Here is a 20,440-nt window from a genome sequence, read left to right as displayed (position 1 = left end):
CTTGGCCTCGCCGCACAAGTACAGTCAAGTGTGTCGATAGTTATTATCAAGTCAACGCGGTCATGACCGCTTTTTGATACGCCGCACGCCGCTTCAGCCGCTCGTACCAGGCCTGCAAGTGCGGTTGCGGGGCGCGCTCGATGGGCATCTCGAACCAGGCATAAATGAAACTGCCGAGGGGAATGTCGCCCATGCCGATTTCGTCGCCGGACAGGTAAGGCTGACTGACCAGGGCCTGATCGGCCATGCTCAGCAACTCGTTACACTCTTTGATTGCGGCGTTGATCGCCGGCCAGTCCTGCTTGTCGGCCGGAGTGCGCAGAACGCCCCAGAACACGGTGCGAAAAGGACCGGCAAAACTTGAGGTGGTCCAGTCCATCCACTTGTCAGCGATGGCCCGGGCTTGCGGGTCCGCTGGATACCACGCGGTGTTCGACGCATGTCTGGCCAGCAGATAGCGGACGATGGTGTTGGACTCCCAGAGCACGAAACCGTCGTCTTCGATGACCGGCACCCGCCCGTTAGGATTCATCGCCCGGTACTCGGGTGTGTCGACCACACCGAACGCACCACCGGCATCGATCGCCTCATAGGCCAGGCCAAGTTCCTCGGCGGCCCACAGGGGTTTCCTGACATTCGATGAGTTTTTACGTCCCCAGATCTTCAGCATGACCGCCTCTTTTCAAATCAAGTGGCCAAGCAGCATACGCCGGATCAACGGCTGCCGACATCACTGCGCATGTCACCCGACAGTGGCGTCTGTTGATCGTTGAACAGGTGCGGATAGCATTTTTGCAGATGCCCGAAGAACAAGGTTTCCGGTACATCGGCGAACTGGCCGTGATCGACCAGGTACTCCATCAGCAGCGCACCATCGCTGTTGTACGGGTGAAAAACGCTGTCGTGAATACCGTCGAATTCCAGCGGCGCAACGTTGAACATTGCGCAGAGCTTCTGGTTGAACGCGGGTGTGGCTTTTACCCAGCGCCCCTTCAGAAACAGCTCGGTGTAACCGTGCATGGCGAACACTTCGCTTCTCAGCAACTCCAGCAGACGCGGCGTCGACAGGTGATTTTTCACGTCCGCCAGACCGATGCGCGCCGGAATCCCGCAATGCCGCGCACAAGCGGCCAGCAGCGTGGCCTTAGGCACGCAATAACTCTCACCCGCCGCCAGCGCGTAGCTGCCGCGCAGGGTCTGCGGGTCGCGGCTGAAGGTGTACATGTTGTAACGCACCGCCTCGCGCACGGCGTAATACAGATTGATCGCCTGCTCGAGCGGACCGCGACTGGCGCCACGATGTTGTTCGGCGAACTCCACCACCGCCGGGTGGTCACTATCGATGAAGCGGCCGGGACTCAGATACTCGCGCATGACGACAGATCTCCTGGGTGAGTCCCGAGTCTAGCGACAGCTCAAGCACAGAGATAACGACGTTTCGGCCAAACTTGGACGCAAAGATGCGGGATCAGCGAACGATTTCCCACACGTGTTGCCCACCGAACCTACGAAAACCATCCGGGGTTTCCCACGATTTCAATCACCATGCTCTGACCACCCGGTTTTGCAGATGCCGTCTAAGCTCTGGAGGGTCGATTTGCCTTGGTTCACGGAGGACTGAATATGCTGTTGTTGTGGATACTGGTTTTGATCATTGGTGTGGCGTATCTCGCCCACCGGCGTATCGCCCCGCTGCCCGCGCTGGGCATCGTTGCCGTTTACCTGGTGGCGATGGGAATTTTCAGTCACGCGCCGGGCTGGCTGCTGCTGATTTTCTGGGTCGTGCTGGCGGTGGTCGCCGCACCATTGCTGCTGCCTGACCTGCGCCGCAAACATTTCACCGCGCCTCTGTTCAACTGGTTCCAGAAAACCCTGCCGCCGATGTCGCAGACCGAACGCGATGCAATCGATGCCGGCACGGTGTGGTGGGACGGTGAGCTGTTCAGCGGCCGGCCGGACTGGGACAAGCTGCTGTCCTATCCCAAAGCGCAATTGAGTGAAGAGGAACAGGCCTTTATTGATGGCCCGACCGAAGAACTCTGCGCGATGGTCACTGACTGGCAGATCGGCCAGTCGATGGATTTGCCGCCCGAAGCGTGGACTCATATCAAGGAACATGGCTTCTTCGCCCTGATCATTCCCAAGGAATTCGGCGGCAAAGGATTCTCGGCCTACGCCCACTCGCAAGTGGCGATGAAACTCGCGACCCGCAGCGGCGACCTCGCCTCCACTGTCATGGTCCCTAATTCTCTCGGCCCGGCAGAACTGCTGTTGCACTACGGCACCGACGAACAACGCAATCACTACCTGCCACGCCTGGCCCGCGGCGACGATATTCCGTGTTTCGCCCTCACCGGCCCGCTCGCCGGCTCCGATGCCGGCGCGATGCCCGACACCGGGATCATCTGCAAAGGCCAATGGCAAGGTCAGGAAGTCCTTGGCCTGCGCCTGAACTGGGAAAAACGCTACATCACCCTTGGCCCGGTAGCGACGCTGCTCGGCCTCGCGTTCAAGGCCTATGACCCGGATCACTTGCTGGGCGACAAGGAAGACCTCGGCATCAGCCTCGCGCTGATCCCGACCGATACCGCAGGCGTGGAAATCGGTCGTCGGCATCTGCCATTGGGCGCAGCCTTCATGAACGGCCCGAACTCAGGCAAGGACGTGTTCATCCCGCTGGACTTCCTCATCGGCGGCCAGGAAATGCTCGGCAAAGGCTGGATGATGTTGATGAACTGCCTGTCGGTCGGGCGTTCGATTTCGCTGCCGGCCGTTGGCACCGGGGCGGCCAAGTTCACCAGTCTGGTCACCGGGCAGTACGCGCAGATTCGTGAGCAGTTCAACGTACCGTTGTCAGCCTTCGAAGGCATTCAGGAAGCGATGGCGCGCATCGGCGGCAACGCCTGGATGATGGACGCCGCGCGCATGCTGACCGCCAACGCGGTGGACCTGGGCGAAAAACCGTCGGTGTTGTCGGCGATCCTCAAGTACCACCTCACCGAACGCGGTCGCGAGTGCATCAGCCACGCCATGGACGTTCATGGCGGCAAGGCGATCATCATGGGCCCGAACAACTACCTGGGGCGCAGTTGGAACGGTGCGCCGATCTTCATCACCGTGGAAGGCGCGAATATTCTCTCGCGTAACCTGATGATCTTTGGTCAGGGCGCCATTCGTTGCCATCCATTCGTGCTTAAAGAAATGGCGCTGGCCGGGCGCGAAGACAAGGATCAGGCGCTGAAAGAGTTCGACGGTCTGCTGCTCAAGCACATCGGTTTCGCCGTCAGCAACGCCGCCAGCACGCTGGTGCTGAACCTCGGTTTCGGTCACTTCGAACATGCGCCGGGGGACAAGATCAGTCAGGGTTACTTCCGCGCTCTCAATCGCCAGGCTGCGGCTTTCGCCATGCTGGCCGACTTCAGCATGATGCTGCTGGGTGGCGAACTGAAACGCCGCGAACGCCTGTCGGCCCGTCTGGGCGATGTATTGAGCAACCTGTATCTGGCGTCCGCAGCGCTCAAGCGTTACCACGACCTGGATTCGCCGGCGTACATGGAGCCGTTGTTCCGTTGGGCGATGGAGGAAAGCCTCGGCCAATCGGAGCGCGCGCTGGATGAACTGCTGAGCAACTTCCCGAACAAGGTGTTCATCTGCCTGTTGCGGGTGATCGTGTTTCCTTTCGGTCGTCGCCACAAAGGACCATCGGACAAACTCGGTGCCGAAGTGGCTGGCGTGATCGGCCGGGCCAAAGGCGATCCGGCACTGGAAGAGTTGCTCGCCGGCTGCTATCGCCCGCAATCGCCAGACGATGCGGTGGGAGCGCTGCAACATGCCAGTGATCTGCTGAATGCTGCGCAACCGCTGCATAAAAAGTTGCACACCTCGCTGAAAAGCGGTCAGGTCAAACCGGTCGCCGGTGAGCACGCCATCGACGCGGCGCTGGAGGCCGGGGTGTTGCAACCCGGGGAAGCGCAGAGCCTGCGCGATGCCGAAGCGGCGCGGCGCAAGGTGATCGATGTCGATGACTTCGACAAAGAGGAGCTGAAACAGGCGGAGGGTAAAGTCCGCTGATCCCGACAGCCACGTAGCTGTTATTTGTGAAAAATGGGCGCGGGAGCTTTATACTCCTGCGCCCGTTTTGCTCTTGAGGACTTATCTCGTGTCCAACGTCGTTGCCGATCATCTGGTTTTGCTCGACCATCTGCGCAGTATCCTGGTCGCCGTAGGTGAGGCCGAACAGGTTCCCGAAGAAAGCCATGCCTTGTTCCTGGAGCGCTTCGACGAACTGCTGGCGTCCCTGCCGATCGATCCGATCGAAAGCCAATACCTGGGCCAGGACATCCTGACTCAAGTGATTACCCGCTACCCGCAAATTGCGCACCTGGTCCCGCGGGATCTGTTGTGGTTCTTCGCTGGCGACTGCCTGCATTACCTGCCCGATGAAGAAATCGACATGTATCAGGCACTGGAAGAGCGTCGTTACGAAGCCGAACAGAACGATGAACCGTTCGACTGGAATCAGGAAAAACAACTGCTGGCGATGTCCGCCCAAGACAGCAAGCACTGATTTTTCAGGTTTGAAGATCAAAAGATCGCAGCCTTCGGCAACTCCTACAGGTTTTGTATTCCATGTAGGAGCTGCCGAAGGCTGCGATCTTTTGCTTTAAAGCAGTCCTTCACTTTCCGGCAATTCATACGCCATCGCGGCGTTGATCACGCCACCCGACTTTCCCGGTTTGCTCAGGGTCGGTTCTTTCTCCAGGCACTCCACCAGATAATCGATAAACACCCGCAGCTTCGGTGGCAAATAACGCGTCGGCGAATGCAACAACCAGAGCCCGCCGTGGTAGGACGCCAGAAACGTCCAGTCCGGCAACACCTGCACCACCAACTTCTGCTCCAGCGCATAACGCGCCGTGAAATACGGCAGGCTGCCAATACCGATGTGTTGCAGCACCGCGCCCAGGCGCACACCCGTGTGGTTGGCGGCATAGCGACCGCGAACGCCAACCGTCACCGCTTTACTGCCCTTTTTGAATTTCCAGCGCGCATCGCTCGGGGTTTCGCCCAGATAGATGCAGCTGTGATTGAGCAAATCATGTGGATGCGTCGGCGTGCCGTGTTCGGCCAGGTATTGCGGGGTGGCGCAGAGCAAATGATCGATGGTCAGCAACTGCCGCCCGACCAGCCCGGCCGGAGGGCGATCAGTAATGCGGATCGCCAGATCGACATGATCGTCAATCAGATCGACCTGCCGATCCTCGAGGAGCAGCTCGACATCGACCTTGGGATAACGGCGCAAAAATTCAGGCATATGCGGATGAATGACAAAACGCCCCACCGCCTTCGGCACACTGACCCGCACCAGCCCTTCGGCTTCATGGGTGAATTGGCCACTGATCTCCATCACTGACTTGGCCGCACTGACCATCTCCTGACAGCGCTTGAACACCTCTTCGCCGCCATCACTCAGGCGCAGCTTGCGCGTGGTGCGCTGGAGTAAGCGCGTGGCCAAGGCTTTTTCCAATCGCGAAATGCTGCGACTCACCGCCGATGGCGAAGATCCGAGCTGTCGAGCCGCTTCAGAGAAGCTGCCGGTCTCCACGACCTTGACGAAAATCGCCATCTCGCCGAGCAGGGGTAGCGGGAGATTTATGCTCACAGCGCACAAGTCCTTTGATGTTTGAACGGATTATCACGTTATTACACGATTCATATAATAAAAATAGAAACTTTAATAAGGGCATGGAATATGACGCTTCGCCTCTTTTTCCATAGTGATGACCTCAAGGCCAATGTGGAAGTCCTCGACTGCACGCCCCACGAGAACGAATTTGCCGTAGTGCTCCGCGCCACGCTGTTTCATCCGCAAGGTGGCGGACAACCCTGCGATACCGGCTGGATCGGCGAAAGCCAGGTACTGCGCGTCGTCCAGGAACCGGATCGGATAGTCCACTTCGTCGACCGTCCGGTGAAACTCGGTATGACCATGATCCGCATCGATGAACAGCGTCGCTGCTTCAACACGCGCATGCACTCGGCCGGGCACCTGATCGGCCATTTCGTACAAGCGTTGGGCTGGACGCCGATCAAGGCGCATCACTGGCCGGACGAAGGCCGGGTGCAATTCAAGCCGGGTGACGCCGCTCAGGAAGTTGACGCTCACACCGTTCAACACGGCATCAGTGAGTGGATCGAGCACGATCTGCCGCGCCTGACCTCGCTGCGTGAAGGCGCGCGGGAAATCGGCTTCGGTGAACTCCCGGCCTACGGCTGCGGTGGCACCCATGTACGTAGCCTGAAGGATCTTGGCACAGTCACGATCGCGTCCCTTTCGCAGAAGAAAGGCACGTTATCCGTCCACTACAGCGTGGATTGAGCATTTCGGACGCTGTCTTGCGCAGCGTCCGGCGCCGGGGGAACCGCGCTCGCCGGTTCCGTTGACTATCGATAGATGGACCTAAATAACATGATGCTAGACGTCGAGCGTCTCGATGAGACGTGCATAAAAAAACTGGCCAACGAAGAAGTCCTCGCCATCCGCGTCAAAGGCTTTTTGCCTGAACCGCTGGCGATCCAGATTGGCGACAAGATTCTCGCTCCAGGCTTTGAGGGCTACATCAACGCACCGAGTATCGGCCGTATCGGCATGGCGTTTTATGAGGCGGAAAACCAGCCGCTGTTGATCGAGGATTACTTTGAACGCGCCACCAGCAACATCGCCGAATTACGCAATCGCTGTGCGCCCTACTCCTCGCCGGTCGACACACTGCGCTGCATGCTCGACGAATCCTGGCCGGCCGGTGCGCATCTGGAAAACCTCTACGGGCGCAAAATGTATGTCGGCCTGTCACGCGTGGTGAAACCCGGCGTGTGCTTCCTTGCCCATCACGACATTTTTGCCAAGGACGCGCCGGAGAGCTTTCAGGCGCGCAGCCTCGAAGCGCAGTTCGCCTGCAACGTCTACCTGAACATGCCCACCGAGGGCGGCGCGTTGCAAATGTGGGACGACGACATTACCCCGGATCAGTTCGACGAAATGCGTGGCGACAGTTACGGCATCGACCCGGCGCTGCTCGGCCCGCCCACCCTGGAAGTGCGGCCCGAACCGGGCGACTTCATCATGTTCAATTCGCGCTGCATGCACTCGGTGACGCCGGGTGTGGCGGATCCGCGCCTGAGCCTGTCCTTCTTTGTCGGCTATCGCGGCAATGCTTCACCCCTGACTTTCTGGAGCTGAGATGTTATCGAATTACCTGGGCGAGTTTCTGGCGCTGGCCACCATTCATTTCCTCGCCGTGGTCGCTCCCGGCCCGGACTTCGCCGTGACCATTCGCCAGAGCGTGCGCTTCGGCCGACTGGTGGGAATCTGCACGGCGCTGGGCATCGGCGCGGGGATTTCCGTGCACGTTCTCTATACGTTGCTCGGCGTCGGCGCATTGATGCACACCACCCCATGGTTGCTGACGGTCGCCAAGGTCATTGGCGGCGCCTACATCCTGTACCTGGGCGTCAGCCTGTTGCGCAGCAAACCGAAATCGACACTCGAAGGAGACAAAGGCACCGACGCGCCGATGGCCGAACAAACCTTGTTCAAAGCCTTCAGCACCGGTTTTCTGACCAACGCCACCAACCCCAAAGCCACGCTGTTTTTCCTGGCGATCTTCACCACGATCATCAGCGCCACTACGCCGCTGCAGATCCAGGCGCTCTACGGCTTGTGGATGTGCTTTGTGAACGCATTGTGGTTCGTGATCGTCGCGCTGTTTTTCTCCAGCAACAAAGTGCGCTTGCTGTTCATGCGCATGGGCCACTGGTTTGAACGTACGATGGGTGTGGTGCTGATTCTGTTTGCCGGTCGACTGATGCTGTCCTGGTAATTTGAGCCGCAACGCAAAAGGCCCGCCGACTTTCATCGGCGGGCCTTTTTCGTTTCAACTGCCGGTCGCCAGCCTGACTCGACTGCTATGGATAAACCGCGCGCCCATCAATACGGTTGCCAGCGTCAGCGCAGTGATCAGACCCGACCAGATGCCTTGCGGCCCCCATTCCAGGCCAAACGCCAATCCGACACCCAGGGGTACGCCCACTCCCCAATAGCAAAAGACCGCGATCCACATGGGGATGCGAGTGTCCTGCAAACCGCGCAACGCGCCGGCGGACAACATCTGCAAGCCATCGGGAAACTGCAACGCTGCGGCATACAACAACAGCGTCGAGGCCAATGCGGTCACGGCAAGGTCCGAACTGTACAAACCGGCGATCGCTTCATTGCCCAACAACAGAATCAGCACCGATGCACTTTGGGCCGCGAGGACGATGACACACCCCGCCCATGCGGCCTGCCGGACACCCTTGAAATCGCCGCGCCCCAGCGCATGTCCGACGCGTACGGTCGTCGCCTCCGCCACGGCCACCGGGATCATGAAACACAACTGAGCCAGGTTCACCGCAATCTGATGTGCCGCAAGAAAAGTCGATCCCAGCCGCCCAATCAACAACGAAGTAACAATAAACAGACTGCCCTGCATCAGAATGGCAATGCCAATCGGCATGCCAGTCCTCAACAAATCAGCGATTGCCGCACGACATGGCGGATCGAAGCGGGCAAACAGCTGCAAATGCGCGAGACGCTTGCCGTACCAGAGATACCCGGCAAACAGCAGTGCCTGAAGCCACATCATCACCGCTGATGCGATGCCCAAGCCTTGCGCGCCCAACTCGGGAAACCCCAGCTTGCCGTTGGTCAGCACATACCCCAGAGGCGCCAGAATCAACAGCCCGCCGAAGCTGAAAATCATCGTCGGGCGCATCCAGTGCATCCCTTCGCATAAATAGCGCATGCAGAAAAACAACGTCAGCGCCGGACTCCCCCAACGCACCGCGTGCAAAAAGGCCTGCGCCCCGGGAATCATCTCCTCGGCGATCCCGGCGGGCGCCAGCAGCACGGGTGCGATACTCAAGAAGACAAACATCAGCAGGCCCATCAACAACGCCAGCCACAAAGCCTGGCGAAAAATCGGTCCAACCTCGGACAGACGATCAGCGCCAGACAAGCGCGCCACCGATGCAGTCAGGGCGATCAACGTACCGATCGGCACCAGCATCGGCAGCCACAACAGCGCTGTGCCCAGCGTCACCGCGGCCAAAGTGTCTGTGCCGTGATTGCCGGCGATGAGATTGTCGACGAAGGCAATCAATCCGGCACATACGTGCCCCACGACCAACGGCAGCGCCAGAAGCGCCGTTGCACGAACCTCGGGCAGCGCACCACGAGATGTAGATATCAATGACATTAAGAGGAGATCCTGAAAGGCGATAGACAGGGTCGACCAAGGGAGCCGACGACGGGATCGTTATCCCAGAATCAACCTTGCGCTGGCTGTCGGACGTTTCCGGATTTTTCGGTTTCGCTGTAGGAGATTTGTAACAGCGGGCAGAAACACAAAAAACGCACAAACAAAAACGCCGCTCATCACTGAGCGGCGTTTTTGTGAATTTGGAGCGGGAAACGAGACTCGAACTCGCGACCCCGACCTTGGCAAGGTCGTGCTCTACCAACTGAGCTATTCCCGCAATGGCGTCCCCTAGGGGACTCGAACCCCTGTTACCGCCGTGAAAGGGCGGTGTCCTAGGCCACTAGACGAAGGGGACAGGCTACAACTTTCACTAATAAAAACGCCGCTCACTGAGCGGCGCTTTTGAATTTGGAGCGGGAAACGAGACTCGAACTCGCGACCCCGACCTTGGCAAGGTCGTGCTCTACCAACTGAGCTATTCCCGCAAATGGCGTCCCCTAGGGGACTCGAACCCCTGTTACCGCCGTGAAAGGGCGGTGTCCTAGGCCACTAGACGAAGGGGACACGCTACCCGGAACACATGGTGTGTGTTTCGGTGTCCAGATCCGTATCCGAAGACTTGGTTCTGGTTTCACTCAGCCCCGCCCGAAAGCAGTGCTGTTTAAAATTGGAGCGGGAAACGAGACTCGAACTCGCGACCCCGACCTTGGCAAGGTCGTGCTCTACCAACTGAGCTATTCCCGCATTGGCGTCCCCTAGGGGACTCGAACCCCTGTTACCGCCGTGAAAGGGCGGTGTCCTAGGCCACTAGACGAAGGGGACACACTACAACATTCACTCCCTGCCGCGCTTCGCTGTGTGCTTTACGCTGCAAGTGGCGCGCATTCTATGGATGGATTGAGAGGTCGTCAACCCCCTGATATAAATTTATTTAAATCAATGACTTCGATCTGCTTTACGGGCCTGACCGGGCTTTTCCGTCGCCCGAAGTCTGACGCCTATATTCCGGCAGTCGCCAAGACGTTATAGTCCACCGCACAGTGATGGCAATCTGCACATCAAGCGCCAGCATTCATATAAGCAGCACGCGGCCGATACAGATTGACCAGCCGATCCAACTCGTCGAGCGGCGCTAGGCGCCTAAATGCCCAGCCACTACACTCGCATGCGAACCCTATAAAGAGGTCTTACCGGTGACACCACTCATGATCACCCTGCTAGTCATAGCCGGGATCGCAATTCTGATCGCCATTGGCTACATGAACCATGTGGTGGAAAACAGCAAACTGGAGAAGGCCCGCACCAAAGTCGAACTCAACGACCGCCTGCGCCGCTGTGGCGAACTGACCGAAACATTCCCCGGCCAGTTCATGACCCCGCCACTCAAGTTGCTGCTGACCCGCCTGGAACTCAACGTTTGCCAGCGCCTGCTGAACCTTGAGAAAACCAGCGCAACCACCAAGGCACGCATCGGCGAACTGAACGCACTGGTCGCCCAGGGCGAATCAATCCCGGTGAACAACCCGCCCGCGCCGATCCTGACCGAAGCCAAAGCCAAAGACGTACGCTTCCTGCTCGAAGCCCTGCACGGCCAGATCACCCGCGCCGCCCATGACGGCTTCCTGCCACCGAACGAAGCCAAACACTGGGTTCGAGAAGTCCGCCACATTCTGGTACTGCTGCACATCGAGTTCTTCAACAACCTCGGCCAACAGTCCCTGCAACAAAACCAACCCGGCCAGGCCCGCCTCGCCTTCGAACGCGGCGTGCAATACCTGCGCAAACAGCAAGACCCGCAGATCTACTCCGAACAACTGCAATACCTGGAAAAACTCCTCGCCCGAGCCAACGCCCAGGTCATGGACAAAATCGCACCCGTTGAAGGCGAAGAGAACCAACTGACCGCCGGCCTCAAGGATGTTGAGGCGGATGCGGACTGGAAGAAGAAAGTCATCTACGACTGATTACAGATGCTGAAGAGAAGCCACCGAGAGGTGGCTTTTTGGTGGGCAGGTGCCTGAGAAGATCAAAAGATCGCAGCCTTCGGCAGCTCCTACAGGGGATGCGTACATCCGCCAAAGACTGGTCAGCTGTCAGGCTGCCATCGCTGGCAAACCAGCTCCCACAAAAAAAAGCCCCCCCCCAAACGCGGCGCATGCCGCCCCACTCAACACAATGAGCGTTAGCTCGAGTACCGCTTTTGATCTAAAAGGCCCGTCGGCAGGCTGAGTGAAGGGATTGATCCGGGGGTGGGAGCGCAGCGACCGTTTGGCGCAGCCAAATGCATCGAGAGGAGGTGCAGCGAAGCAAACCGTAGGCGATGCGCCCGGATCAATCCCGGAACGAAGGAACCCGAGCCTAAGCGAGGGCCGTACGTCAGGGTAAAGCCCTTTTGGTTACTTTTGGGGCGTCTGCCAAAAGTGACCCGCCGTAAGGGCGGAACCCTAAGCCGCCATCACCCAAAAAACGGATATACACCCCAACCCCCAAGAACATGGTCGGCCCAAAGGCCGCCAAGTCAAAAGCGTCAAAGCCGAAAATGCCCAACCATCCCCCGCAACTCACTCCCCAACTGCGCCAGCTCAATACTCGAAGCCGCATTCCCACGCATCGCAATCGAAGACTGATCCGCACTCGCACGAATACTCGTCACACTGCGATTGATCTCCTCCGCCACCGAACTCTGCTCCTCGGCCGCCGCCGCAATCTGCTGATTCATCTGCTGAATCAACGACACCGCCGCCGCAATACTCCCCAACGCGCTTTCCGTCTGTAGCGCATCACTCACCGCCAGCTTCACCAACTCGCCACTGCTCTGAATCTGCTGCACCGAGGAATGGGCCGCCGAACGCAAGGCACTGACCAACCGCTCGATCTCCTCGGTCGATTGCTGCGTACGCCGAGCCAATGCGCGAACCTCATCGGCAACCACCGCAAAGCCCCTGCCCTGCTCCCCGGCCCGCGCGGCCTCGATCGCCGCATTCAACGCCAGCAGATTGGTCTGCTCGGCGACACTTTTGATCACCTCCAGCACCGCACCGATATTCTGGATTTCGGCACTGAGGCTTTCGATGCTGGAACTGGCTGACGTCGCCGAATCCGCCAATTGCTCGATCCGCGCCATGCTCTGGCGCACCACCTGCTGACCACTTTCGACCTTGCCGTCCGCCGTCTGCGCCGCCAGCGCCGCCTCTTCGGCATTGCGCGCAACATCGTGGACAGTCGCGGTCATCTGGTTCATGGCCGTGGCCACTTGCTCGGTTTCTTCCTTCTGACTGCTGACCTCAAGGTTGGTCTGCTCAGTCACCGCCGATAACGACTGCGCGGAACTGGCCAGTTGTTCAATACCAGCCTGCAACCCACTGACAATCGTGCTCAACCCTGCACCCATCTGCTGCATCGCCAACATCAACTGGCCAATCTCGTCACGTCGACTGACGTCTATGGTGGCACTCAAATCACCGGCGGCAATCCGTTGCGCGACCTCGATCACGCTGCGCAACGGCGCGACGATCAGTCGTGTGATCACCCACGCGGCCAGCAGCCCGACCAGCAATGCCAGCGCCGAAGAACCGAGAATCAACACCGAGTTCTTTTTCAGTTCTGCCTGCATGGCCCCGTCTTCGGCGACGTAAGCCTGATCGACCCGGTCCATCACTTCTGATGCACGCTGATGCAGCTGTTCGTAAACAGTCTTTTCCTGAGCCAGCAGTCCGGTGTACTCAGCCAGTTTGTCGTTGAAACCGGCGATGTGCCCGGAGACTTCATTGAGCACCGTCAGGTAACCCTCGTCCTTGACCATGGATTTCAGCGCTTCGGCCTGGGCCTGAGCCTGTGCGGCCTGTTCGATATTGCCCTTGCCGGCACTGTCGGCATCGCCTTTGCGGCTTTGATCCAGACGAATCCGCGCTTCATTCATCGCTTGCAGCATCAGCCTCGACACCTGACTGACCTGACCGGCCTGTTCGATGAACTGGGCGCCGTCCTTGCCCTCGGTGTCCTTCAAGGTATGAGCACCGTCATCGGCCAGTCCGGCCTGCAACACGTCAAGGTTATTGGCGACGCTGGACACCGACCAACTGGCCATTTCCAGCGCCAGATCCTTGGCCTGGGTCAACGAGACGAACTCATCGAACGCCTTGCGATAGGCACCCAGCGACTGCTCGACATCGGTCATGACCGGCACATTTGCCGGCGACTGCGCCTTGAGTTCGTTGGCCTGGGCGATGAGCCCATCGACCCCTTCGTGCAGGGCATCCGCGGTTTTCGGATTACCGCGCAAGGCATATTCCTGTTCGAGCAGGCGCACTTTGAGCAAACCGCTGTTGAGCGATGACATCTGCTTGAGCCCGTCGAAGCGTTGACTGATGGTCTGCAGGGACCAGACGCCAATGGCCGCGACCAGCGCCGTCAACAGCAGCACCAGCACAAACCCGATACCCAGTTTTTTCGCCATACCGAGGTTGGCAAAACGTCCTTGCACGGCCGAAATCATTGCGCGTAGTCCCCTGCCATAGTCAGTTGACGAAGAGTCGCAATGGCCATGAAACAGCACAAGTCTCTGGCGTCGGAATAATGGCAAAAAGCTACGCTCGCGTCGTTTTCAGAACACTTGAGGTCGATCCGCACCGGTATTGCGAAAAAACAGCCGAGCACGTGGATCACAGGCGTAAGCCACGTTGATGCGGCACCACTCGCCGGCCTCATCACTGGGACTGAACGCATCCGGGGCCGATAGCAGCACACCGCAGCGTTGAGCCTGCCTGCGCACCCAGGCCTGATCGGCCATCCGCGAACGAGCCCAGATAAATAATCCACCGCAGGGTTTGCCGAAAATCTCCCAATCGGCGTCCTCCAGTGCCTGCAACGCCGCGGCGCGATCGGCATTCAAGCGCTGCCGCTGGCGCTGTACCAGTTTGCGATAGGCACCTGTCGCCATCAGGCTGGCCAGCACGGCCTCGGAAAACCTCGAGCCACCCAGACCACTGATCATCTTGACCTGAGCCAGGCGCGCGACCAGCTCGCTGTCGGCAAAGACAAACCCGACTCGCAACGAGCTGCTCAGCGTCTTGGAAAAACTGCCCACATAAATCACCCGCCCCTCATCGTCCAGCGCGGCCAGACGCGTGCCGTTGCCCGTGTGCAGGTCCGCGTAGACATCGTCTTCAATCAAGCGCAAATCATAGGTCTTGCTCAATTGCACGATGCGCTGGGCCACCGCCGGTGTCAGGCAACTGCCAGTGGGATTGTGATGGTGACTGTTGATGAACAGCGCGACGGGCCGAAATTGACGCAGCAACGCTTCAAGCACCTCGATATCCGGCCCGCTCGGCGTGCGACGCACTTCAAGCATGCGTATCCCATGCAGACGCAACAGATCGAACAGCGGCGCATAACCGGGGGCTTCGACGACCACGCAGTCGCCGGCCTTGAACAAGGTGCGAACGATCAGATCGAGCGCGTGGCTGGCGCCGCCAGTGCTGAGCAATTGCATGCTTCGCGCTTCGATTCCGAATAGCTTGAGGCGTTTGACAATCTGCTCGCGCAAGGCAGGAAGCCCCAAGGGCGTGCTGTAGTTGAACAGACTGGCCATGTCGGTGCGCGCCACTTCACGCAAGGCGTAACTGAGATCGTCAGGCTCGCGCCAGCTCTCCGGCAACCCGCCAGCGCCAAGTCTCAAGCCGCTGGCAGCGCCGCACACCACATCGCACCAGGCATGCCGCCCCTCGAACGGCAACGATTCTGCCTCTTCGCCCAGCTTCGATGGCGCTGCTGCGACGATAAAGCCTGCGCCCTGCCGCGTGGTCAGAACGCCCTGCGATACCAACCGCTCGCAGGCCTCGACGACACATGATTGACTGAGCAGATTGCCCTTGGCGATTTGCCGAACGGAGGGCAACCGAGTGGCCGGCGGCACCCCGCTTTGCAGGATCCATTCAGTCAATCCGTCAACAATCTGCTGCACGACAGGCACCATTGCCTGTCGATCAATTCTCAATTCCATGAGCAAGCAAACTCCTGTCCGTTTTGCTGGCGGCAGTTAATCACAGCCGCGCCGTACAGGCTGTGCGACAACGCCGCCAAAAGCGACCGTTCTAATCATTTGATACACATTGTTTAGGCGTTTAAGGGAACTGAGTACGGCCCATAAAAAAGCCCGCACGAATGCGGGCCTCTACCAGCGAGATTGTTCAGAACGCGGTAACGCCACCGTCCACCGCCAGCGAATGACCGGTGGTGAATGCCGCACCGTCGCTGCACAGGTACAGCACTGCGCTGGCAATCTCCTCGACCTTGCCGATACGACCGACCGGGTGCATGGCATTGGCGAACTCGCCCTTCTTCGGATCGGCCTCGTAGGCCCGACGGAACATGTCCGTGTCGATCACCGCCGGACACACTGCGTTGACGCGGATTTTCTTCTTCGCGTATTCGATGGCCGCCGATTTGGTCAGACCGATCACCGCGTGCTTCGACGCCGCGTAGATACTCATCTTCGGCGCGGCACCGAGCCCGGCCACCGAGGCGGTGTTGACGATCGCCCCACCGCCCTGCGCCAACAACAGCGGCAGCTGATATTTCATGCACAGCCAGACGCCTTTGACATTGACGCCCATGATCGCGTCGAACTCCTCCATCGAGCCTTCGGCCAGTTTGCCCTTCTCGATTTCGATCCCGGCGTTGTTGAAGGCGTAGTCGAGACGACCGTAGGTACTGATCACCTCGTCCATCAGATTTTTCACTTCGCTTTCGACGGTGACGTTGCAGCGCACGAAGGTCGCTTCGCCACCGGCTGTCCGAATCAGCGCCACCGTGCCTTCGCCCCCGGCGGCGTCCAGATCGGCCACCACGACTTTCAAGCCTTCGGCGGCGAATGCCTGGGCGGTCGCCCGGCCAATGCCGTTGGCGGCACCGGTGACTACGGCAACCTGACCGGAAAACGTCATGCTCATTGTTATGTCCTCGAACGGATAGATGCAGGGGAGCTTGCCTGCAACAGCATAGCCACAGGGGCTCTGCGGGCGTCAGCACTATCAGAAGGCTGTCTAGGTCCCCATGCGTTGCAGTGATAAACCAATGCCGGTCACTATCACTGCACTGGATCGGCGTGCATTCGCCGCATCAGCCAACCTTGCGACATCGCCACTGAAGGTCTATCAACAAGGCTTCATTCAATTCGAGTGCCTGCCATGACCAACCAGACCAATCGCCAGTTCCTGCTCGCCAAGCGCCCGGTGGGCGCTGCGACCCGCGAGACCTTCACTTATCAGGAAGTACCGGTGGGCGAACCGACGGCGGGCCAGATTCTGGTCAAGAACGAATATCTGTCCCTCGACCCGGCCATGCGCGGCTGGATGAATGAGGGCAAGTCCTACATTCCGCCGGTCGGTATCGGCGAGGTCATGCGCGCCCTGGGCGTAGGCAAAGTCATCGCGTCGAACAATCCGGGGTTTGCGGTCGGGGACTACGTCAACGGCGCCATCGGCGTGCAGGATTATTTCCTCGGCGAACCCAGAGGTTTCTACAAAGTCGATCCGAAACTGGCGCCGCTGCCGGTTTACTTGTCCGCGCTGGGCATGACCGGCATGACCGCCTACTTCGCCTTGCTCGACGTCGGAGCACCGAAGGCCGGTGACACCGTGGTGCTGTCCGGTGCAGCGGGTGCGGTGGGCAGCATTGCCGGGCAGATCGCCAAGATCAAAGGCTGCCGCGTGGTCGGGATTGCCGGCGGTGCGGAAAAATGCAAATACCTGATTGATGAACTGGGCTTCGACGGCACCATCGATTACAAAAACGAAGACCTGCTGGCCGGGCTCAAGCGTGAATGCCCGAAAGGCGTGGACGTGTATTTCGACAACGTTGGCGGGGAGATTCTCGACGCCGTACTGAGTCGCCTGGCGCCGAAAGCGCGAGTGGTGATCTGCGGTGCCATCAGCCAGTACAACAACAAGGAAGCGGTCAAAGGCCCGGCCAACTATCTATCGCTGCTGGTCAATCGTGCGCGCATGGAAGGTTTTGTGGTGATGGACTATGCGGCGCAGTACGCAAGTGCCGCGCAGGAAATGGCCGGGTGGATGGCCAAGGGACAACTCAAGAGCAAGGAAGACATCGTCGAAGGCCTGGAAACCTTCCCGGAGACGCTGATGAAATTGTTTAGCGGCGAGAACTTCGGCAAGTTGGTGCTCAAAATTTAAGACCAGCACAAAACAAATGCAGGAGTGAGCCTGCTCGCGAAACCGGTCTATCAAACAACGGTAATGTTGACTGACAGACTGCTTTCGCGAGCAGGCTCACTCCTACAGGGTTTTGCGGTGTTTGCTTAAGCGATTTCGGCGACGACGGAGGCCAGCGCCTGCGCCGGGTCAGCCGCCTGGCTGATCGGACGGCCGATCACCAGATAATCGGAACCGGCGTCCAGCGCCTGACGCGGGGTCAGAATGCGGCGCTGATCGTCCTGCGCGCTGCCCGCCGGACGAATCCCCGGGGTCACCAGTTGCAGCGAAGGGTGTGCGGTTTTCAGGGCCTGGGCTTCCAGCGCGGAGCACACCAGACCGTCCATCCCGGCTTTCTCGGCCAGTGCTGCCAGACGCAATACTTGCTCCTGCGGCTCGATATCCAGACCGATACCGGCCAGATCTTCACGCTCCATGCTGGTCAGCACGGTCACGCCGATCAGCAATGGCTGAGGGCCAGTGCGCTTGTCCAGCACCTCGCGGCAGGCCGCCATCATGCGCATACCGCCAGAGCAGTGCACGTTGACCATCCACACACCCATTTCAGCGGCGGCTTTTACAGCCATCGCGGTGGTGTTGGGAATGTCGTGGAATTTCAGGTCGAGGAATACTTCAAAACCCTTGTCACGCAGGGTGCCGACGATCTCGGCAGCGCAACTGGTGAACAATTCCTTGCCCACTTTGACCCGGCACAGTTTCGGGTCCAACTGGTCGGCCAGCTTCAGTGCGGCGTCACGGGTGGGAAAATCCAGGGCGACGATGATAGGAGTCTGGCAGGCGGACATGGATGGGCTCTCAGGCAAGTCGAAATCGGCGCGCATTGTAGCGGAACCGGCGGCGGCGCGGCACCCGATGATCGGTAAATCGTCGCCCCGACCGTGATCAGCATAGCGCTCGCTGCTATTGTGTCGAACCGGATACACAACCGACACGCCGCCAACAAGCGCCCACGCTAGCCTCGCCAGCCGCAACACGTCCTTACATCAGCACTTCCCGCCTCTCGGCTGGACGCCTATGCTGAAACCACCACCTCGCAGCCCATCTTTGTGGTTGGCGGCCAACTGGCAGATGAACAGCCCCATGCACAACACCCAAACGACCGCAACTGATGAGCCCAAAGACGACAAGCGCTGGAGCATCCGTGCCCTGATCGTCGACGATGACGTGCCGATCCGTGAACTGATGATCGACTACCTCGCGCGTTTCAACATTCACGCCAGCGGCGTCACCGACGGCGCGGCGATGCGTCAGGCGATGCAGGCCGAACATTTCGACGTGGTCGTGCTCGATCTGATGCTGCCCGGCGAAGACGGCTTGTCGCTGTGTCGCTGGCTGCGCGCCGAATCGGACATCCCGATCCTGATGCTCACCGCCCGCTGCGAACCGACCGACCGCATCATCGGCCTGGAACTGGGCGCCGATGACTACATGGCCAAGCCGTTCGAACCGCGTGAACTGGTCGCTCGCATCCAGACCATCCTGCGCCGGGTGCGCGACGATCGCACCGAGCAACGCGCCAACATTCGCTTCGATAACTGGCGCCTGAACAGTGTCTTGCGCCAACTGATCGCCGACGACGGCCTCGTCGTGCCGCTGTCCAACGCCGAATTCCGCCTGCTCTGGGTGTTCATCGAGCGCCCGCGCCGGGTGCTCAGCCGCGAACAGTTGCTCGACGCCGCCCGTGGCCGCTCGATCGAAGCCTTCGATCGCAGCATCGACTTGCTGGTCTCGCGCCTGCGGCAAAAACTTGGCGACGATCCGAAAGCCCCACAACTGATCAAAACCGTCCGCGGTGAGGGTTATCTGTTCGACGCAAGGGACATCGGCTGATGCGAGCGCGCTTCGACACGCTGTTCGGCCGCCTGTTTGGCGTGCTGTTCGTGGCGATCGTCCTGGCGCACCTGCTGGCCTTCGCCTGGTTCCATCACTACGGCCCACCTCCGCCGCCACCCCCGCCGGAGTTTTCCCAAGACGCCGAGGGCCAGCGACCACCCCCGGACCCGCGCTATCCGCCACGCCCGCCGCGCCCCTGGTTTGGCGGGCCGATCGTGCCGCTGACCTTTCAATTCGTCTCGTTGATGATCGCTGCCTGGTACGGCGCCAAACTGCTCAGCCGCCCGATCCAGCGTCTTAGCGACGCCGCCGAGCGCCTCAGCGAAAACCTCGACAGCCCCCCGCTCGATGAGTCCGGCCCAAGGGAAGCAAGGCAAGCCGCGCACACTTTCAACCTGATGCAACAACGCATTCAAGAACAGGTGCAGCAACGCGCGCGCATGCTCGGCGCGGTGTCCCACGATCTGCGTACACCGCTGTCGCGGCTGAAACTGCGTCTGGAAAACATCAGCGACGACAAGTTGCAAAGTCAGATGCGTCAGGACCTCAACGACATGATCGGCATGCTCGACGCCACCCTCACCTACCTGCACGAACAACGCACCAGCGAAGCGCTACAACTGATGGACGTGCAGGCGCTGGTCGAATCGCTGTGCGAAAACGCTCAGGATCAAGGCGCAGACGTGCAAGTCAGCGGCCATTGCGCGCCTTTGCCCGTGCAACCGATGGCGCTGCGCTCGTGCATCAACAACCTGATGGATAACGCCCTGCGCTATGCCGGCCAGGCGCGCATTGAATTGCAGGATCAGCGCGAGCAACTGCAGATCCGCGTGATCGACCATGGACCCGGAATTGCCGAAGACAAACGTGAAGCGGTGTTTGAGCCGTTTTATCGCCTGGAGGGTTCGCGCAACCGCAATTCCGGCGGTGTGGGACTGGGCATGACCATCGCCCGGGAAGCGGCGCAGCGTCTGGGTGGGCAATTGAATCTGGAGGAAACCCCGGGTGGCGGCCTGACCGCAATTATCCGCCTGCCAAGAATCTTTTGATCTGTGTACCAGCCGGTACAAATCC

17 protein-coding genes and 6 tRNA genes are annotated in these 20,440 nt (G+C 59.6%); 9 read left to right on the top strand and 14 right to left on the bottom strand.

Annotated elements, in window-relative coordinates; all coding sequences use genetic code 11:
- Positions 1 to 46 precede the first annotated feature (46 nt).
- Entirely contained in the window at positions 47 to 670 is a 624-nt protein-coding gene (locus JFT86_RS14750; RefSeq protein ID WP_201237223.1) for a glutathione S-transferase, read from the bottom strand.
- A gap of 44 nt (positions 671 to 714) precedes the next feature.
- Positions 715 to 1,374, bottom strand: a complete 660-nt coding sequence (locus JFT86_RS14745; protein WP_201237222.1) for a transglutaminase family protein — start codon at positions 1,372 to 1,374, stop codon at positions 715 to 717.
- A gap of 249 nt (positions 1,375 to 1,623) precedes the next feature.
- Between JFT86_RS14745 and JFT86_RS14740 the strand changes: the two genes are divergently transcribed.
- Positions 1,624 to 4,071, top strand: a complete 2,448-nt coding sequence (locus JFT86_RS14740; RefSeq protein WP_201237221.1) for an acyl-CoA dehydrogenase — start codon at positions 1,624 to 1,626, stop codon at positions 4,069 to 4,071.
- An 88-nt stretch (positions 4,072 to 4,159) separates the two neighbouring features.
- Complete coding sequence (locus tag JFT86_RS14735) at positions 4,160 to 4,567, top strand: PA2817 family protein (RefSeq protein ID WP_201237220.1); 408 nt, start codon at positions 4,160 to 4,162, stop codon at positions 4,565 to 4,567.
- A 96-nt stretch (positions 4,568 to 4,663) separates the two neighbouring features.
- Here JFT86_RS14735 and JFT86_RS14730 read toward each other — a convergent pair whose 3' ends face one another.
- Positions 4,664 to 5,662, bottom strand: coding sequence for a LysR family transcriptional regulator (locus JFT86_RS14730; RefSeq protein ID WP_201237219.1), 999 nt, complete (start codon positions 5,660 to 5,662; stop codon positions 4,664 to 4,666).
- A 90-nt stretch (positions 5,663 to 5,752) separates the two neighbouring features.
- Between JFT86_RS14730 and JFT86_RS14725 the strand changes: the two genes are divergently transcribed.
- From JFT86_RS14725 to JFT86_RS14715, 3 genes are all read left to right on the top strand, one after another.
- On the top strand, positions 5,753 to 6,379 hold the full coding sequence (locus JFT86_RS14725) for an alanyl-tRNA editing protein (RefSeq protein WP_201237218.1): 627 nt from the start codon (positions 5,753 to 5,755) through the stop codon (positions 6,377 to 6,379).
- A 90-nt stretch (positions 6,380 to 6,469) separates the two neighbouring features.
- Entirely contained in the window at positions 6,470 to 7,240 is a 771-nt protein-coding gene (locus JFT86_RS14720; protein WP_201237217.1) for a 2OG-Fe(II) oxygenase, read from the top strand.
- A gap of 1 nt (position 7,241) precedes the next feature.
- Positions 7,242 to 7,880, top strand: a complete 639-nt coding sequence (locus JFT86_RS14715) for a LysE family transporter (protein ID WP_201237216.1) — start codon at positions 7,242 to 7,244, stop codon at positions 7,878 to 7,880.
- Positions 7,881 to 7,934: 54 nt separating this feature from the next.
- Here JFT86_RS14715 and JFT86_RS14710 read toward each other — a convergent pair whose 3' ends face one another.
- From JFT86_RS14710 to JFT86_RS14680, 7 genes are all read right to left on the bottom strand, one after another.
- Complete coding sequence (locus tag JFT86_RS14710) at positions 7,935 to 9,296, bottom strand: MATE family efflux transporter (RefSeq protein ID WP_201237215.1); 1,362 nt, start codon at positions 9,294 to 9,296, stop codon at positions 7,935 to 7,937.
- A 204-nt stretch (positions 9,297 to 9,500) separates the two neighbouring features.
- Positions 9,501 to 9,576, bottom strand: a tRNA-Gly gene (locus JFT86_RS14705).
- Between the two features lie 2 nt (positions 9,577 to 9,578).
- Positions 9,579 to 9,654, bottom strand: a tRNA-Glu gene (locus tag JFT86_RS14700).
- A 54-nt stretch (positions 9,655 to 9,708) separates the two neighbouring features.
- Positions 9,709 to 9,784 (bottom strand) — tRNA-Gly (locus JFT86_RS14695).
- Between the two features lie 3 nt (positions 9,785 to 9,787).
- Positions 9,788 to 9,863: transfer RNA gene (locus tag JFT86_RS14690), tRNA-Glu, on the bottom strand.
- A 104-nt stretch (positions 9,864 to 9,967) separates the two neighbouring features.
- A tRNA-Gly gene (locus tag JFT86_RS14685) sits at positions 9,968 to 10,043 on the bottom strand.
- A gap of 2 nt (positions 10,044 to 10,045) precedes the next feature.
- Positions 10,046 to 10,121: transfer RNA gene (locus JFT86_RS14680), tRNA-Glu, on the bottom strand.
- Positions 10,122 to 10,504: 383 nt separating this feature from the next.
- On the opposite strand from JFT86_RS14680, the gene JFT86_RS14675 reads away from it, so the two are divergent.
- Positions 10,505 to 11,263 (top strand): hypothetical protein, encoded by a 759-nt coding sequence (locus JFT86_RS14675; RefSeq protein ID WP_201237214.1) that lies wholly within the window; start codon positions 10,505 to 10,507, stop codon positions 11,261 to 11,263.
- A gap of 563 nt (positions 11,264 to 11,826) precedes the next feature.
- On the opposite strand, the gene JFT86_RS14670 is transcribed toward JFT86_RS14675, so the two are convergent.
- From JFT86_RS14670 to JFT86_RS14660, 3 genes are all read right to left on the bottom strand, one after another.
- Positions 11,827 to 13,794, bottom strand: a complete 1,968-nt coding sequence (locus JFT86_RS14670) for a methyl-accepting chemotaxis protein (RefSeq protein WP_201237213.1) — start codon at positions 13,792 to 13,794, stop codon at positions 11,827 to 11,829.
- 108 nt (positions 13,795 to 13,902) lie between these two features.
- Positions 13,903 to 15,303, bottom strand: coding sequence for a PLP-dependent aminotransferase family protein (locus JFT86_RS14665; protein WP_201237212.1), 1,401 nt, complete (start codon positions 15,301 to 15,303; stop codon positions 13,903 to 13,905).
- Positions 15,304 to 15,490: 187 nt separating this feature from the next.
- Positions 15,491 to 16,252, bottom strand: a complete 762-nt coding sequence (locus tag JFT86_RS14660; protein ID WP_201237211.1) for an SDR family oxidoreductase — start codon at positions 16,250 to 16,252, stop codon at positions 15,491 to 15,493.
- A gap of 237 nt (positions 16,253 to 16,489) precedes the next feature.
- Between JFT86_RS14660 and JFT86_RS14655 the strand changes: the two genes are divergently transcribed.
- Complete coding sequence (locus JFT86_RS14655) at positions 16,490 to 17,494, top strand: NADP-dependent oxidoreductase (protein WP_201237210.1); 1,005 nt, start codon at positions 16,490 to 16,492, stop codon at positions 17,492 to 17,494.
- Positions 17,495 to 17,619: 125 nt separating this feature from the next.
- Here JFT86_RS14655 and pyrF read toward each other — a convergent pair whose 3' ends face one another.
- Positions 17,620 to 18,318, bottom strand: a complete 699-nt coding sequence (pyrF, locus tag JFT86_RS14650) for an orotidine-5'-phosphate decarboxylase (RefSeq protein WP_201237209.1) — start codon at positions 18,316 to 18,318, stop codon at positions 17,620 to 17,622.
- A gap of 283 nt (positions 18,319 to 18,601) precedes the next feature.
- On the opposite strand from pyrF, the gene JFT86_RS14645 reads away from it, so the two are divergent.
- Positions 18,602 to 19,363, top strand: a complete 762-nt coding sequence (locus JFT86_RS14645; protein WP_103307384.1) for a response regulator — start codon at positions 18,602 to 18,604, stop codon at positions 19,361 to 19,363.
- A complete protein-coding gene (locus tag JFT86_RS14640; protein ID WP_201237208.1) occupies positions 19,363 to 20,415 on the top strand; it encodes an ATP-binding protein in 1,053 nt (350 codons plus the stop codon). The genes JFT86_RS14645 and JFT86_RS14640 overlap by 1 nt, the downstream gene beginning before the upstream one ends.
- The last annotated feature ends 25 nt before the right edge of the window (positions 20,416 to 20,440 follow it).

This window comes from Pseudomonas sp. TH06 (genome assembly GCF_016651305.1).
GTDB lineage: Bacteria > Pseudomonadota > Gammaproteobacteria > Pseudomonadales > Pseudomonadaceae > Aquipseudomonas.
Note: the sequence above shows the minus strand (reverse complement) of the source record. Positions and strands in the feature narration are given on the sequence as shown.

Coding starts and splice junctions, on each gene's coding strand:
- JFT86_RS14710 (WP_201237215.1), bottom strand. CDS start 9,296: ATGTCATTGATATCTACATCTCGTGGTGCGCTGCCCGAGGTTCGTGCA.
- JFT86_RS14665 (WP_201237212.1), bottom strand. CDS start 15,303: ATGGAATTGAGAATTGATCGACAGGCAATGGTGCCTGTCGTGCAGCAG.
- JFT86_RS14740 (WP_201237221.1), top strand. CDS start 1,624: ATGCTGTTGTTGTGGATACTGGTTTTGATCATTGGTGTGGCGTATCTC.
- JFT86_RS14715 (WP_201237216.1), top strand. CDS start 7,242: ATGTTATCGAATTACCTGGGCGAGTTTCTGGCGCTGGCCACCATTCAT.
- JFT86_RS14645 (WP_103307384.1), top strand. CDS start 18,602: ATGAACAGCCCCATGCACAACACCCAAACGACCGCAACTGATGAGCCC.
- JFT86_RS14660 (WP_201237211.1), bottom strand. CDS start 16,252: ATGAGCATGACGTTTTCCGGTCAGGTTGCCGTAGTCACCGGTGCCGCC.
- JFT86_RS14655 (WP_201237210.1), top strand. CDS start 16,490: ATGACCAACCAGACCAATCGCCAGTTCCTGCTCGCCAAGCGCCCGGTG.
- JFT86_RS14725 (WP_201237218.1), top strand. CDS start 5,753: ATGACGCTTCGCCTCTTTTTCCATAGTGATGACCTCAAGGCCAATGTG.
- JFT86_RS14675 (WP_201237214.1), top strand. CDS start 10,505: ATGATCACCCTGCTAGTCATAGCCGGGATCGCAATTCTGATCGCCATT.
- JFT86_RS14640 (WP_201237208.1), top strand. CDS start 19,363: ATGCGAGCGCGCTTCGACACGCTGTTCGGCCGCCTGTTTGGCGTGCTG.
- pyrF (WP_201237209.1), bottom strand. CDS start 18,318: ATGTCCGCCTGCCAGACTCCTATCATCGTCGCCCTGGATTTTCCCACC.
- JFT86_RS14750 (WP_201237223.1), bottom strand. CDS start 670: ATGCTGAAGATCTGGGGACGTAAAAACTCATCGAATGTCAGGAAACCC.
- JFT86_RS14720 (WP_201237217.1), top strand. CDS start 6,470: ATGATGCTAGACGTCGAGCGTCTCGATGAGACGTGCATAAAAAAACTG.
- JFT86_RS14670 (WP_201237213.1), bottom strand. CDS start 13,794: ATGATTTCGGCCGTGCAAGGACGTTTTGCCAACCTCGGTATGGCGAAA.
- JFT86_RS14745 (WP_201237222.1), bottom strand. CDS start 1,374: ATGCGCGAGTATCTGAGTCCCGGCCGCTTCATCGATAGTGACCACCCG.